The sequence below is a fragment of the Pseudomonas arvensis genome (assembly GCF_056688935.1).
In genome coordinates this window covers 3,933,197-3,948,474 of record NZ_CP162038.1, presented here as the reverse complement: position 1 = coordinate 3,948,474, position 15,278 = coordinate 3,933,197, and the positions used below count along the sequence as shown (strand labels likewise).

Below are 15,278 nucleotides of genomic sequence, written 5' to 3'. Positions count from 1 at the left end.
CCCATTCACGGATGGGCGTTTTCCTGATTGACGAAGGGCTTCCCCATGTTAGAAAACCTATTGCAGATGCTGGGGCTGTCGGGCTTCAGTCTCAAGGGCTTTGGCCCACTGTTGCTGCAAGGGACCTGGATGACGATCAAGTTATCTTTCCTTTGCTTGCTGCTAAGCGTGGTCTTGGGCCTGGTCGGCGCCAGTGCCAAGCTTTCAAGGTCGGCGCTGTTGCGCGTCCCCGCACAGGCGTACACCACGCTGATTCGTGGAGTGCCGGATCTGGTTCTGATGCTGCTGATCTTCTACAGCTTGCAGACCTGGCTCACCCAGCTGACCTCAGCCTTAGGGTGGGATTACATCGAGATCAATCCATTCAGTGCCGGCGTGATCACCTTGGGCTTTATCTATGGTGCGTATTTCACTGAGACTTTCAGAGGCGCCATCCTCGCCGTGCCGCGTGGCCAGATGGAAGCGGCCACTGCTTACGGCCTTACCCGCGCGCAGCGTTTCCGCCTCGTACTGTTCCCGCAGATGATGCGTTTTGCCTTACCGGGTATCGGCAATAACTGGATGGTCATCCTCAAGGCTACCGCGTTGGTCTCGATTATTGGGCTGGCCGACCTAGTGAAAGTGGCTCAAGACGCCGGCAAGACCACCTATCAACTGTTCTTTTTCCTAGTGCTGGCAGCCTTGATCTATCTGGTCATCACCACTGCATCGAACTACGTCTTGCGCCGGTTGGAAATCCTCTATGCCGCAGGCACACGGGAGGCCGTGCGATGATGGAACTTCTGCAGGAATACTGGAAGCCTTTCCTCTACAGCGATGGCTATCACATCACCGGGTTGGCGATGACCCTATGGCTGTTAAGTGCTTCGCTTTTCCTGGGCTTTTTGATGGCGCTCCCGCTGTCGATTGCCAGGGTCTCCAGCAATATATGGGTGCGCTGGCCAGTGCAGTTCTACACTTATCTGTTTCGCGGTACGCCGCTGTATATACAGCTACTGATCTGCTACACAGGTATCTACAGCCTTGCAGCGGTGCGTTCGCAACCCATGCTCGATGCATTCTTCCGGGATGCAATCAACTGCACCATTCTTGCCTTCGCTTTGAGCACTTGCGCCTACACCACGGAAATTTTCGCCGGGGCGATCCGTAACATGAATCACGGCGAGGTCGAAGCGGCTAAGGCATTCGGACTGCGCGGCTGGAAGTTGTATGCCTACATCATCATGCCGTCTGCGCTGCGCCGATCGCTGCCGAACTACAGCAACGAAGTCATACTGATGCTGCACTCGACCACAGTCGCGTTCACTGCGACTGTGCCGGACATTCTCAAGGTCGCCCGGGATGCCAATTCGGCAACGTTCCTGACATTCCAGTCGTTCGGTATCGCCGCCGCGATTTACCTCGCAGTCACTTTCTCTCTGGTTGGCCTGTTCCGTCTGGCTGAACGCCGCTGGCTGTCTTTCCTCGGCCCGGCTCATTAATTCAGGGTGTTTGAACATGTACAAATTGACCGTTGAAAACCTGCATAAAAGCTATGGCAGCCACGAAGTACTCAAAGGCGTTTCCCTAAACGCCAAGACCGGCGATGTAATTAGTCTGATTGGCGCCAGCGGGTCGGGCAAGAGCACCTTCTTGCGTTGTATCAACTTTTTGGAAACGCCCAACGATGGCGCCATGGGCCTGGATAACCAGCCGATTCGCATGATGCATGACCGCCACGGCATGCATGTGGCCGACGCTTCTGAACTGCAGCGGCTGCGCACACGGCTTGCGATGGTGTTCCAGCACTTCAACCTTTGGAGCCACATGACCGTGCTGGACAACATCACGATGGCTCCACGCCGCGTCCTGGGTATCAGCAAGAAAGATGCTGAGGAGCGTGCTCGGCGGTATCTGGACAAGGTAGGTTTACCGTCTCGCGTTGCCGACCAGTATCCGGCTTTTCTCTCTGGCGGGCAGCAGCAGCGGGTCGCTATCGCTCGGGCTTTGGCCATGGAGCCTGAGATCATGCTGTTCGACGAGCCGACTTCGGCGCTTGATCCAGAATTGGTGGGCGAGGTGCTCAAGGTTATCCAGGGTCTGGCCGAAGAAGGTCGAACTATGATCATGGTGACTCATGAGATGAGCTTTGCGCGCAAGGTGTCGAGTCAGGTGTTGTTCCTCCACCAAGGACTCGTGGAAGAACAGGGCTTACCTGAAGATGTCTTGGGCAACCCCAAGAGCGAGCGCCTGCAGCAGTTTCTTAGCGGCAACCTCAAGTAACCGCTATGCCTTCGAGCGACTCTTTGGTCGCTCATTAGCTCCAAATTACCTTGCCCTTCGTCAGTGACCATACTCGAGTAAAAATTCGCTTGATTATGGTTGTATATACATGATTGTATTTATGCTTGATCTGTAGCGTTAAACCAATAGATAGGCTGAGAAAGTCATTTCGAGAGGATTACCGGTGAACAAACCATCCCATTTCCGTAATGTCGAAATCCGCGCCGCGCGTGGTAACACGCTGACCGCCAAAAGCTGGCTGACCGAAGCGCCACTGCGCATGTTAATGAACAACCTCGACCCGGAAGTGGCCGAGAACCCAAAAGAACTGGTGGTGTATGGTGGCATCGGTCGTGCGGCGCGTAATTGGGGATGCTACGACAAGATCGTCGAAAGCCTCACCAATCTAAACGACGACGAGACCCTGCTGGTGCAATCCGGCAAGCCGGTCGGCGTGTTCAAGACCCACAGCAGCGCCCCGCGCGTGCTGATTGCCAGCTCCAACCTGGTGCCGCACTGGGCCACTTGGGAGCACTTCAACGAACTCGACGCCAAAGGCCTGGCCATGTATGGCCAGATGACCGCCGGCAGCTGGATCTACATCGGCAGTCAGGGCATCGTCCAGGGCACCTACGAAACCTTCGTAGAAGCAGGTCGCCAGCATTACAACGATAATCTGAAGGGTCGTTGGGTACTGACCGCAGGCCTCGGCGGTATGGGGGGCGCCCAGCCACTGGCGGCAACCCTGGCCGGCGCCTGCTCGCTGAATATCGAATGCCAGCAAGTCAGTATCGACTTCCGCCTGAACAGCCGTTACGTCGACGAGCAAGCCACAGACCTCGATGATGCACTTGCCCGCATCGCCCAATACACCAAAGAAGGCAAGGCTATCTCCATCGCCCTGCTGGGTAACGCGGCGGAAATCCTGCCTGAACTGGTCAAGCGCGGCGTACGCCCGGACATGGTCACTGACCAGACCAGCGCTCACGACCCGCTAAACGGTTACCTCCCGGCCGGCTGGACTTGGGAAGAGTATCGCGCACGCGCCAAGACCGAGCCTGCCTCTGTAGTGAAAGCCGCCAAGCAATCGATGGCCGTACACGTCAAAGCGATGCTTGAATTCCAGAAAATGGGCATTCCAACGTTCGACTACGGCAACAACATCCGTCAGATGGCTCATGAAGAAGGCGTGGAAAACGCATTCGACTTCCCGGGCTTCGTACCGGCCTACATCCGTCCGCTGTTCTGCCGTGGCATCGGCCCGTTCCGCTGGGCTGCGCTGTCGGGTAACGCTGAAGACATCTACAAAACTGATGCCAAGGTCAAAGAGCTGATTCCGGAAGACGCGCACCTGCATAACTGGCTGGACATGGCGCGCGAGCGCATCAGCTTCCAGGGCTTGCCGGCCCGAATCTGCTGGGTAGGGCTGGGTCTGCGCGCCAAGCTGGGCCTGGCATTCAACGAAATGGTGCGTAGCGGCGAATTGTCGGCGCCGATTGTCATCGGTCGCGACCATTTGGACTCCGGTTCCGTGGCCAGCCCAAACCGCGAAACGGAATCAATGCAGGACGGTTCCGACGCCGTGTCCGACTGGCCACTGCTCAACGCACTGCTGAACACCGCGAGCGGCGCGACCTGGGTTTCCCTGCACCACGGCGGCGGCGTCGGCATGGGCTTCTCTCAGCACTCGGGCATGGTGATCGTCTGCGACGGTACCGACGAAGCGGCTGAGCGCATTGCACGCGTGCTGCACAACGACCCGGCGACCGGCGTGATGCGTCACGCCGACGCGGGTTACCAGATCGCAATAGATTGTGCCAAAGAACAAGGCTTGAACCTGCCAATGATCACCTCTGTTAAAGGAGCAAAAGCATGAACACACTCAACATCATTCCTGGCCAACTGAGCATTGCCCAACTGCGCGACGTCTACCAGCATCCGGTCAACATCTCCCTCGATGACAGTGCTTCGGCCCAGATTGAAGCCAGCGTTGCTTGCGTGGAACAAATTCTCGCCGAGAACCGCACCGCCTATGGGATCAATACCGGTTTCGGCCTGCTGGCCTCGACCCGCATCGCTACCGAAGACCTGGAGAACCTCCAGCGCTCACTGGTTCTGTCTCACGCTGCCGGTGTTGGCGAACCGATCAGTGACGCGCTGGTCAGGCTGGTCATGGTGCTCAAGGTCAATAGCTTGAGCCGTGGTTTCTCCGGCATCCGCCGCACCGTCATCGAAGCACTGATCGCTTTGATCAACGCCGAGGTTTATCCGCACATTCCGTTGAAAGGTTCGGTCGGTGCATCCGGCGACCTCGCACCCTTGGCCCACATGTCGCTGGTGCTGTTGGGTGAAGGCAAGGCTCGTTACAAGGGCGAATGGCTGGAAGCAACCGAGGCGCTGAAAGTCGCCGGCCTGACGCCACTGACACTGGCTGCCAAGGAAGGGCTGGCGTTGCTCAACGGCACGCAGGTATCCACCGCTTATGCACTGCGTGGTTTGTTCGAGGGCGAAGATCTGTTCGCTGGCGCACTGGCGATCGGTGCTCTGACTGTTGAAGCGGTTTTGGGCTCGCGCTCGCCGTTCGACGCACGCATCCACGCCGCGCGTGGCCAGAAAGGCCAGATCGACAGTGCTACCGCCTACCGAGACTTGCTCGGGGAGCGCAGTGAAGTCTCCGACTCCCACCAGAACTGCGGCAAGGTTCAGGATCCGTACTCCCTGCGTTGCCAGCCGCAAGTCATGGGCGCGTGCCTGACCCAGTTCCGTCAAGCCGCGGAGGTATTGGTCGTCGAAGCTAATGCCGTCTCCGATAACCCATTGGTCTTCGCTGTCGAAGGCGATGTGATCTCCGGTGGCAACTTCCACGCCGAGCCTGTGGCCATGGCTGCTGACAACATGGCATTAGCGATAGCGGAAATCGGCTCGCTAAGCGAGCGACGTATTTCCCTGATGATGGACAAGCACATGTCGCAATTGCCGCCATTCCTGGTGGCCAACGGCGGTGTGAATTCCGGCTTCATGATTTCCCAAGTTACCGCAGCAGCGCTGGCCAGTGAAAACAAGGCGCTGGCTCACCCCCATTCCGTAGACAGCCTGCCCACATCCGCGAACCAGGAAGACCACGTGTCGATGGCTCCTGCAGCGGGCAAGCGTCTATGGGAAATGGCTGAAAACACTCGCGGCGTCCTCGCTGTTGAGTGGCTCGCTGCGTGTCAGGGCCTTGACTTGCGCGAAGGGTTGAAGACCTCGACGAAGCTGGAGCTTGCCCGCACCAGCCTGCGCAGCAAAGTGGCTTACTACGACAAAGATCGCTTCTTTGCGCCGGATATCAACGCAGCAAGCGAGCTGTTGGCTTCCCGGTGCTTGAACGAACTGGTGTTGCCAAAGTTGCTGCCTAGCTTGTAATCGGGGTGAAGGGGCGTTTGGCTCCCGTGTGAGCAAGCTGAATTGCTCGAGTCATCCCGCACGAGAGCTACAGTGTTTATGCAGTTTTTTGGCTCTACAGCTATCGGCGACAGGCAGTTGTCGTAGCTGTGGAGCTTTTTTACTTTTGTAGTACAAGAAACTCACTGGTGAGATTCTGCGCAAGAGGTTGGCCGGAAAGTAGAAGCAGCAATGGAATTTCGATCCCGGTTTATGATGGATCAGTTCATCGGATGCCTTCAGGCATCAACTGTCTCTATGCGCCCCGTTTACCGGCAGGCGACTGCCGAGTCGATAGCGTGAGGAGGGGTGAACCAAGCGCACGTAAGTCACAATTTTGCTTTGGCTCCAGGTGCGGCGGATGAGCGCTAAGCAAGGTTCGTTGGCGTCGATCTGCATATGTTTGCTTTCGTCAATGCTTGGGTGACAGGCTTCGACGATATGCTCCATTTCATCGGGTTTGACGACGCGCAACAGGTATTTGGCGGGTTGCAAGTGCTCCCCGAAATCTTGCTGCAGAAATTCTGGCACCAGCTCGGGATTGACGTAACGATCCTCAAGTTGTACCGGCACGCCTTCTTCGCTGTGAACGCAGACCAGATGAAAAACTGAAGAGCCAGTGGTCAGGCCCAAAGCGGACGCCACCGACATTGAGGCCGATTCACGACCCAGGTGTAGGACGCGGCAGGTGTAGCTGTGGCCTCGGGCCAGGATCTCGTCGGCAATGTTGGTGATGCGCAGCAAGTTTGATTGCGGTTTGCTTTCGGCTACGAACGTGCCGACGCCTGAAATCCTGACCAGGTGGCCCTCTTCAGTCAGTTCGCGCAAAGCCCGATTGACGGTCATGCGCGAAATGCCCAGTTCTTGCACCAGCTGGTTTTCTGAAGAAATCAGGTCACCAGGTTTCCAAACGCCCGCCCGAAGTTGGTCTTGCACATAATCCTTTGCACGCCGGTAGAGCGCTTGTGGTGCATTTTTGATCATTAGTCAGTCCGTGTCTCGAGTGTGGCAAGGACGCTTGCCAGTGCTGTGAGGAAAAGGTCGTTATCCTCACAGCTTCCGACAGAGACGCGCAAGTACTCAGTGTAACCAACTTCGCGCCACGGTTTGATGATTACCCCTTCTCGCAGTAGAGCTTGATTGATGACTTCGGCCGGAAAAGGCGTGCTGAAAAACAAGAAGTTGGCAAGGGAGGGCGCGGTCGTGATGCCTTGCTCGTGCAGTGTCGCCTCCATTCGCCGGCGTTCGCTAGCGACATGGGACAGGCAGGCGTTCAGATGCTCATCGTCAGCCAGTGCGGCAATCGCTGCGGCCTGGGCTACGTGGTTGACGTTGAAGGGAGTACGCAGACGATTAATAAGATCGGCCAACATCGGATCGCTCACCACCCCGTAGCCTATGCGCAAACCCGCCAGGGAATAAGCCTTGGAGAACGTCCTCAGCAGGATGAACGGTCTGCCGCTGCCTTGAATCAGAGCAAGACAGTCCGGGTATTCGGCTTCCCATTGTGCATATTCGTAGTAGGCCTCGTCGAACACCAACAAACATTGCGGTGGTAATGCGTCGAGCAGTTGTTGTAGCTCGTCGGCGCTCAGGGCGCAGCCAACCGGGTTGGATGGGCAGGAAAACATCAGCACATGTGTGTGGGGAGTGAGTGCTGCGACCATCGCTGGCACATCGAATGTGCCTTGCTGGGTCATTGGCACACCAGTCACTTTGGCGCCGGCTGCCAGTGGATAGATGAAGTGCAGACCGAACGAAGGCACTACGGTCACCACTTCGTCGTTGTGATCCAAAAACACTCGACTGATGACGCTCAGTAAATCCTCCGAGCCGTTGCCGAACACCAACTGGTTTTCCGGCACACCCAGCTTTTCAGAAAGCGCAGTACGCAATGCTTGGCAGCCGGCATCGGGATACAGCGCAATTTCGCTGCAAGCTTGAGCCGTTGCGGCGCTAACGGCGGGTGCTGTGCCCATTGGGTTTTCGTTGCTCCCAAGTTTGGCTACGCGTGTAAGGCCGAATCGTTTGCGCACGGCATCCGAAGCCAGGCCAGCGTTATAGCTGGCCAACTCGCGCACTTCTGCGCGGGCAAGCAGGTTCAAGTCATTCGCATTCATACAGGGCTAACCTCAATTAGTGTCTTGCGGGAAGGCATCTCGGTTCAGTCGGTTGTGCTGGAGTTGCTGCAGACGCTACTACTTTTGGCGTTATGTCTGATCTCGGATGGGGGATAGCTGGATGGATCTGAGCGGTGCCATTGGATTCATGATGTGACGTCCTTAGCGAACAGCGTAACGTGGCGAATGATCTGTATGATCCTGTATATACCACAAGGTAGGAGTGCAAGCCAAAACCTTTGTTCGGTAATAGAGCCGCGGTTTTGGCCTGTTTTCAGAAAAGTGGATCAGATGCTCGCTCATGCAGGATTTTCAGTCTGTAAGCCAAGGTTCCGCGGTGGGGTGGGACTTTCACTCCGTGGCGTGTTTAAACGAAACATTGATTGCCGTACGCATTTAATGAGCTAACCATAAATGGACAGCTACTGGCTTTTCCTTAGGCATCTGGCGTGTTTTTTTGCGAGCGGCATTGAAAATGCTTGAACCTGTATATACACGCCGAGCTTTTTAAGCTAAAACCTAGTTCAGCCCTTGCTGTCACGACTGACCAGTGAGTCAACATGATTTCGGAATGCTGTTCGCTCTGTAAGCATGGCCAGCGCCCGTAAGGGGGCAGATGCTCAAGCGCATTTACGACTTGTTGCCTAGCCGTGAGCACAGATGGACTGCAAGCGATGATTCACAATCGGTGCTCGCTGATGAGCGAATCTTTGAATACCCAAGAGAGAACTGCCATGACCGTAAAAAATCTGCCCTTTTCCAAAGTCCGCCACAGCCAAGGCCTGGTTTTTTTGTCTGGCGAATTGCCGTTTAGTGAGGACGGCAGCTTTCCTGAAGGTATCGAAGCGCAAACGCGTTTGACCCTGACGCGTATTGCCCAGACGCTGGAAGCCGAATCGCTGTCGCTGGACGATGTTGTCAGCGTCACCGTATACCTGACCGACCGGAGTGATTTCGCCGAATTCAATCGCGCTTATGCATCATTCTTCACGACCAACCTGCCAGTGCGCGCGACCGTCTGCGCCGGCCTTGTGGTCGATGCATTGATAGAGATCAGTGTCATCGCGCAACAGCGTGCTTGATTCGGAGGCGGCGTGAGCGAAAAACAAGTGGTGGTATTGGGAGCCGGTATTGTCGGCGTCTGCACGGCGTTGCATTTGCAGCGCCGTGGCTGCGCAGTGACGCTGGTAGACAAAGGGTTGCCAGGGCGCGAAACATCGTTCGGTAACGCAGGTATTATTCAGCGCGAGGCCATTGAGCCTTACGCGTTTCCAAGGGATCTTGCCAGTTTGATAAACGTGGCAACCAAGCGTGACATCGGCGTTAATTACCATATACGCGCGATGCCTGAATACGTGCCTGCCTTGGTCAGGTATTGGGCCAACTCCGCGCCGAAGCATTACCAGGCCATTGCGGATGCCTTTCGCACGTTGATTGAGCATTCGATTAGTGAGCACTCGGAGCTGATTGAGCAAAGCGGTTCGCAGAACCTTATCGTGCGCAAAGGCTGGATTCAGGCGTTCCGTAGCCCACAGCAATTCGATGAGGCGGTGGAGCGTGCGGTACGCGTGAGTGCACACGGCGTATTGTCCGAGCATTTGGACGGTGTCGCGCTAAGACTGGCGGAACCCGCCCTGAGCGAGGCATTGGTGGGGGGCATTCATTGGCTGCAACCCTGGACTTGTATTGAGCCTGGAGAGCTAGTGCAGCGTTATGCCGATCTGTTCGTGAGTGAAGGTGGGCAAATTTTGCGCGGCGATGCGCGATCGTTGCGTCAGTTGGGAGCCGGCTGGAGCGTCGATACCGATTCCGGATCGGTCGGCGCATCCGAGGTGGTAGTGGCGCTGGGGCCTTGGGCTCATGAGCTGCTGTTTGAGTTGGGCTACCGCATACCGTTGTTCGTCAAACGGGGTTACCACGCTCACTTTGCCGATGGAGCAATGTTGACCCGCCCGGTGCTGGATACCGAACAAGGCTACATGCTGGCGCCGATGAAACGCGGTATCCGCCTATCGACAGGGGCAGAGTTCGCCAGTCTAAGTGCACCTCCGACACCGGTGCAGTTAGGCAAGGCCGAGAGTGCTGCACGGCAACTATTGGCGTTAGGCCCCCAAGTTGAGCGCATGCCATGGAAGGGCGCCCGACCCTGTACGGTAGACATGAAACCGGTAATCGGCGCAGCGCCCTTGCATAAAGGGCTCTGGTTCAACTTCGGCCATGCCCATCAGGGGTTTACGCTGGGCCCGGTCAGCGGTCGACTGCTCGCAGAATTGATGATGGGCGAGACGCCTATAGTCGATCCAGCACCCTTTGCTCCAGGCCGTTTTTGAGCTGAGCTGAGCTGCAGTACATGAACCTTCCGCCCGTCTCCGTTGGAGTAGCGGGCGAGAACCTGGCCTGTCAGGAAAATTAACACTGATATTTATCTACGGACGCTGTCCCTGCAGATTTCGCGTCAGTCGTCGTGGGCGCTGTTTTGATTCCAATGGGTGTATCCGTTCCATCGGCCCGCCCTAAATAATTATAAGTACCCGTTGGAGAGGTCATGAATATCAAACAGAAGCTGACATGGGTATTTGCTGCCATCGCCTGTCTTCCAGTGGTTATGGTCGCGGTGCTCGTCGTATTGAACTTGCGGAGCGCGGCGCAAGCCAATTTCCTGGATAGCAGCGGTCGTGAAATTCGCCAGATTGATAACGGCATGAAGCAGTTCTTTGAAAGCATCCGCCAAAACGTCGAATACCTTGCCAAGGATCCTCGGATCGCCAGCGTCAAGGGATTGAAAAACTATACCGCTGCCAATGCTGAGCAAACGCCTGTCAGCGAAGCCGATCAGCGGCTCCAGATTATTTTCGATCGATTTGCCGAGACCCACCCGACCACCGCGTCCATTTCACTGGGGCTCAACGACGGCGGATTTGCCGGCTGGCCCGACGATCCCAAAATGGCCAGCTACGACCCCCGGGTGCGTCCCTGGTACAAAACCGCCATGGCCGCCGCATCAGGCTTAACCGTGCGCACGGGCGCCTACTACTGGGCGCCGGATGACATGGTGCTGGTCAGCACGGTTCGCGCTTTCGCCGACGCAAGCGGCAACCCGGTAGGCGTCGTCGGTGTAGACGTCTCGCTAAAGCAACTAACGGAACTGGTTAAAACCATCAAGCTGGGCGACAGCGGATACCTGATGATGGTCGAAGCCAACGGCAACGTTTTAGTCGATCCCGCCAATCCCCAAAACAGCTTCAAACCCTTGGCCGATTTGGGCCCTGGCTACTCCGATCTGGCAAAGACTGGCGATGGCGTCACCAGGATCGAAATCGATGGCGTGCCCTATATGGTCAATGTGGTGAGTTCCGAAAGCCTAGGCTGGCGCTTCATCGGTCTAATTAAGCGTGACGAAGTCATGGCTCAGGCCACCAGTCTCACATGGCTTATTGCGATGATTGCCGCCGTGTTGGCGATTGTATTCGCCATCGTAGGCGCGAGCTTCGCCGGCGTAATCGTTAGACCAATTCGCAGCGTTGCCAATGGCTTGCAGGAAATTGCCGAAGGGGAAGGTGACCTGACACGCGAACTCGAAGTGCGGGGCAAGGACGAAACCGCCACTTTGGCTGGTTGGTTCAACCAGTTCCTTGGGATGATCGCGCAACTGATGAGGCGCATCCGCAGCGCTTCCTCCGATTTGCAAGAGGTCGCTGCGGATACAAGTCAAGTGGCCAGCAACATGAACAACGCCGCAGTGCGGCAGCGCGAAGCAGTTGAATTAGTAAGCACGGCTTTCAACGAGATGGTCGCTACCTCTAACGAAGTGGCTCGCTCATGTAGTCGCGCGGCTTCCAGCGCGGACGTTGGTTATCGAGAGGTGCACGACGGGCAACGGCACATTGGTGAGGCCACGGGCAGCGTTCTTAAATTGAGTGAAGACCTGCAGCAGTCGGCATGTACCATGCAGATGCTCGAGCAGGACAGTAAGAACATCAACACGATCCTCGATACTATTCGTTCGATCGCTGAGCAGACCAATCTGTTGGCACTCAATGCCGCCATCGAAGCGGCGCGCGCCGGCGACCAGGGGCGTGGATTCGCGGTCGTGGCCGACGAAGTTCGCGCCTTGGCGCGACGTACTGCCGATTCAACTGGCGAGATCGACAGCCTGCTCGGCAACTTCAGGCGGCGAACCAAGGAGGTCACCCAGCAGATGCAACGCAGCTTGGAGGCGTCGCAAACCAGCGTTGAATGTATCCAGCAGGCGAGCGACAGTTTCGACAAGATCCGCGATTCAGTGGATTCGATTCGCGACCAGAATGCTCAAATCTCCACGGCTGCAGAGGAACAGCATCAGGTGGCTGAAGATATTAACCAACACATCGCACAAATCCACGCCGATGCCCAGGTGGTGGAGAGTGTTGCGCACTCGGCGTACACCGGATCAGTTCGCCTGACGGACATTTCTGTTCAACTGAAAGGGCTGGTGGGGCGTTTCAAGTTCTAGCTCGTGTTGATTTATGACGCAACCACGATAAGCAATGCAAGCGGAAATACTCAGGCGACGATTTTCCGCTGCATGATTGGTCAGGGCTTGGAATGGTTAGAGTTCGAACAGCGCTTCGCAACGAAGATTTAGGGTGTATAGAAATCCGGTGCGACTCAATCTAAACCTCGATCTAAGCACCCCTGAATGTAAACGAGTTAGCTACTAAATCGAACAACCGTTGCGAGTCAGTAATTCGTCTACCCACGTCCAGTCTGACGTGCCGGCTTTGATCTGCGCCATCAACTTCACTTCATCATTGTGTTTTTTCAGCGCCAGCGCATGGACTTCCTCGACCTCGTGACGCGCCACGCTGACCACACCGTCGGCATCACCACAAACCAAATCACCAGGGAGAATAACCATTCCGTGTTGGGCGATGGGTACATTGACTTCTCCAGGCCCATCCCCGAACGGCCCTCTATGGGTCACGCCCAAGGCGAAGACTGGAAAACTACCAGCCAGCAATTTTTCTTCGCTGTCACGAATAGCACCTGATATGACAAGCCCACCGAGTTTGCGGTGTCTTGCATGGGCGATCATCAACTCACCGACCAAAGCGTTGGTCAGGTCTCCACCGGCGTCCACTATCAAGATGTCGCCTGGATCCGCGATGTCCAGTGCCTTGTTTACCACCAGATTGTCCCCCGGCCGTGTCTTGACGGTTAGAGCCGAGCCGACCATGCGTGGCCCTTTATAAAATGCCCGTAGGTTGGCGCCACCTGCAGTCATGCGCGCCATGCAATCGCTGATGTTTGGGACGGGCAGGTTGCGGAACGCCTCCACCCATTGTGGCGCGACTTTTTCGCCGCTTGCTTTAATTCTGAAACTGATCATGACTCGCTCCGCCAAAATGGCTGACACAGGGGGACTCTTCAAAAATCGTTGCGAGCGTGGTAACTCCGCAGAAATTGCTGCAAACGCGGCTCTTCGCTTTCCTTGAGTACCTGCTGCGGCGTACCGAACTGAACGATGCACCCTCCGTCCAAGAACGCGACTTTGTCGGCGGCTTTGGCGGCGAAGCCCATCTCGTGTGTAACCACCACCATAGTCATGCCTTCGCTGGCGAGGTCGCGCATCACTTGGAATACTTCACCCACCAGCTCCGGATCGAGTGCCGAGGTAGGTTCGTCAAATAGCATCAGGTTCGGATCCATGGACAACGCTCGCGCGATGGCGACACGCTGTTGCTGACCGCCAGACAAAGCCGTTGGATAGTTCTCGGCTTTTTGTGCCAAGCCTACTCTCTCAAGCATTCGCAGTGCCTTGGCCTTCGCGTCGGTTGCATTCATTTTCTGAACGCGCAGCAACGGTTCTGCGACATTTTCCAACGCAGTCATGTACGGCCAGAGGTTGGAACTGCTGGAACACCATGCCAATGCTGCGGCGCATTTCCCTCAGTTCGCGGGCAGCCATGAGTTTGCGTTTACCGCCAGCCTCTTGATAGCCGATCAGTTTTCCGACAATCGTGATGGAGCCTTTGTCATAAGTTTCAAGAACATTGATACAGCGCAAGAGCGTGCTGTTTCCCGAACCACTCGGGCCGATCAGGCAAATGAACTCGGAGCGCTGGACGTCCAAGTTGACGTTCTTCAGCACTTCAAAATCACCGTAGCTTTTGTGAACATTGACGATGCTTACCAAAAACTCACTCATGCGCTTCTCTTCATATTCAGGTGCTGATTGATATGGCGTTTGCACGTTGACCCAAGCGGGAAAAAATTTCGATCAGTACCCAGTACCCTAGCGCCAGGGTCAGGATCGACTCGAACGAGGCAAAAGTCTCTATCGCCATTTTCTGGACCTCGAATGTCAGGTCGGCCACAGTGATGATCGACAACAGCGCGGTTTTCTTGCAAACATTAATGATCATGTTTATCAAGGCAGGCGAAGCTGCGTTGAGGGCGCCGGGTAGGGTTACCCGACGTAAAATTGCGAATGACGTCATAGCCAGGCTGTGGGCGGCCTCGATCTGACCTTTGGGAACCGCGCTGAAACCACCGCGGAAAATTTCAGCGAAATAGGCGATCGCTATCCATCTGCACCCTAAGGGCATAAGCGGCAAGTAACTCTCCTGCAGCGCTAGGCTGCATGCCGCGCGCCGTACGCTCAAACAGCAGAGTGTCCAGGCTGGCTTCCAGTTTTGCGATCTGCCGACTAATGGCTGACGACGCTACATTTAGCCGTGAGGCCGCTTCGCTGATGGAACCGGATCTGACGACTTCTAGAAAATAACGGGCGGCGGGTTCTTGAAGGATTTTTTTAGAGCTCATCATAATCACTCAAAATGTTCTATCTCAATTTAGCATTGCCGATTCGGCACAGGCATATGAGATTGTTCAACTCGCTTGATGATTGAGCCAATTCGACCCCGAGTTTTCGTTGTCTTCGGAGTAACGCAAGACCTTGCCGATACCGATACCGATGCATTACAGCGGCGGACGTCGGTCGATGCGCGGGTACATGCGCAGGTTGTATTGGGAGTCGATCTTGTGAAAATAGACGATGCGGCCTTCGTCGAGAATGCCCAAATGCACAATCTCGCCAGTCAATTCGTTGATGCGCCGCATGCCGGTTTTCGCCTCGCGGAGGACGTCCACGTCGGGCAGGGCTGGTCTGCCCAGCCGAGCCAACGACCTTGGCATCCTGCACCATATAGCCGCGGGCACGATCTCAAGCTTCAGCCGGACCTTTGGCGGCGACCCACTCAATGCCGAGGTCTGTCCCGATTGAATCCACCCATCAGATTGTCGTGGATTATGTCATCGCCATCGGCGCTGATAGCTTCAGCGACGCCATGCATTAGTTGCGGTGCGACGAGGGCGTCGGCAGCCAGTATGTGCGTGATTGACGCATCTGCAGGAGGCACTCTCACGCCGCAGCTTTGACATCAGCCTCGATAGCTGATTTGCGGGTGCGTCAGCTCCAGCCGCGGCAGTGGG

The 15,278-nt window shown here is 56.1% G+C and carries 13 protein-coding genes and 2 pseudogenes; 8 read left to right on the top strand and 7 right to left on the bottom strand.

The window, feature by feature from the left end; translation table 11 throughout:
* Positions 1-45: 45 nt before the first annotated feature.
* The 5 genes from AB3G88_RS17585 (at position 46) to hutH (ending at position 5,667) form a co-directional block, all read left to right on the top strand.
* Positions 46-774 (top strand): ABC transporter permease, encoded by a 729-nt coding sequence (locus AB3G88_RS17585; protein WP_112196139.1) that lies wholly within the window; start codon positions 46-48, stop codon positions 772-774.
* Positions 771-1,481: an ABC transporter permease gene (locus AB3G88_RS17580; RefSeq protein ID WP_112196138.1), complete on the top strand. Its 711-nt coding sequence runs from the start codon at positions 771-773 to the stop codon at positions 1,479-1,481. The genes AB3G88_RS17585 and AB3G88_RS17580 overlap by 4 nt, the downstream gene beginning before the upstream one ends.
* A 16-nt stretch (positions 1,482-1,497) precedes the next feature.
* Positions 1,498-2,262: an ABC transporter ATP-binding protein gene (locus tag AB3G88_RS17575; RefSeq protein WP_029291000.1), complete on the top strand. Its 765-nt coding sequence runs from the start codon at positions 1,498-1,500 to the stop codon at positions 2,260-2,262.
* A 184-nt stretch (positions 2,263-2,446) separates the two neighbouring features.
* Entirely contained in the window at positions 2,447-4,138 is a 1,692-nt protein-coding gene (gene hutU / locus AB3G88_RS17570) for a urocanate hydratase (RefSeq protein WP_112196137.1), read from the top strand.
* Positions 4,135-5,667 carry a histidine ammonia-lyase gene (hutH, locus tag AB3G88_RS17565; RefSeq protein ID WP_191948681.1) on the top strand — a complete coding sequence of 511 codons (1,533 nt, stop codon included), beginning with the start codon at positions 4,135-4,137 and terminating at the stop codon, positions 5,665-5,667. Before hutU ends, hutH begins: the two co-directional genes overlap by 4 nt.
* 264 nt (positions 5,668-5,931) lie before the next feature.
* On the opposite strand, the gene hutC is transcribed toward hutH, so the two are convergent.
* Together hutC and hisC are read right to left on the bottom strand one after the other, a co-directional pair.
* A complete protein-coding gene (gene hutC, locus AB3G88_RS17560; RefSeq protein WP_068933315.1) occupies positions 5,932-6,669 on the bottom strand; it encodes a histidine utilization transcriptional repressor HutC in 738 nt (245 codons plus the stop codon).
* On the bottom strand, positions 6,669-7,805 hold the full coding sequence (gene hisC / locus AB3G88_RS17555) for a histidinol-phosphate transaminase (protein WP_112196134.1): 1,137 nt from the start codon (positions 7,803-7,805) through the stop codon (positions 6,669-6,671). Before hisC ends, hutC begins: the two co-directional genes overlap by 1 nt.
* Positions 7,806-8,503: 698 nt before the next feature.
* On the opposite strand from hisC, the gene AB3G88_RS17550 reads away from it, so the two are divergent.
* The 3 genes from AB3G88_RS17550 (at position 8,504) to AB3G88_RS17540 (ending at position 12,297) form a co-directional block, all read left to right on the top strand.
* Positions 8,504-8,887 (top strand): RidA family protein, encoded by a 384-nt coding sequence (locus tag AB3G88_RS17550; RefSeq protein WP_197864995.1) that lies wholly within the window; start codon positions 8,504-8,506, stop codon positions 8,885-8,887.
* Positions 8,888-8,899: 12 nt separating this feature from the next.
* Positions 8,900-10,135: an NAD(P)/FAD-dependent oxidoreductase gene (locus AB3G88_RS17545; RefSeq protein ID WP_191948682.1), complete on the top strand. Its 1,236-nt coding sequence runs from the start codon at positions 8,900-8,902 to the stop codon at positions 10,133-10,135.
* Between the two features lie 215 nt (positions 10,136-10,350).
* Positions 10,351-12,297, top strand: coding sequence for a methyl-accepting chemotaxis protein (locus tag AB3G88_RS17540; RefSeq protein ID WP_029291012.1), 1,947 nt, complete (start codon positions 10,351-10,353; stop codon positions 12,295-12,297).
* 204 nt (positions 12,298-12,501) lie between these two features.
* On the opposite strand, the gene AB3G88_RS17535 is transcribed toward AB3G88_RS17540, so the two are convergent.
* The 5 genes and pseudogenes from AB3G88_RS17535 to AB3G88_RS17515 all read right to left on the bottom strand — a co-directional run bounded on the left by AB3G88_RS17535 (position 12,502) and on the right by AB3G88_RS17515 (position 14,906).
* Positions 12,502-13,173, bottom strand: coding sequence for an RraA family protein (locus AB3G88_RS17535; protein ID WP_480450943.1), 672 nt, complete (start codon positions 13,171-13,173; stop codon positions 12,502-12,504).
* Positions 13,174-13,211: 38 nt separating this feature from the next.
* Positions 13,212-13,992: pseudogene (locus AB3G88_RS17530) on the bottom strand (amino acid ABC transporter ATP-binding protein).
* A 16-nt stretch (positions 13,993-14,008) separates the two neighbouring features.
* Positions 14,009-14,392: an ABC transporter permease subunit gene (locus AB3G88_RS17525; protein ID WP_057400998.1), complete on the bottom strand. Its 384-nt coding sequence runs from the start codon at positions 14,390-14,392 to the stop codon at positions 14,009-14,011.
* Positions 14,358-14,609: pseudogene (locus AB3G88_RS17520) on the bottom strand (LysR family transcriptional regulator); the annotation flags it as partial. The pseudogene AB3G88_RS17520 and the gene AB3G88_RS17525, both read right to left, overlap by 35 nt.
* Positions 14,610-14,765: 156 nt before the next feature.
* Positions 14,766-14,906, bottom strand: a complete 141-nt coding sequence (locus tag AB3G88_RS17515; protein WP_177411553.1) for an IclR family transcriptional regulator domain-containing protein — start codon at positions 14,904-14,906, stop codon at positions 14,766-14,768.
* Between the last annotated feature and the right edge of the window lie 372 nt (positions 14,907-15,278).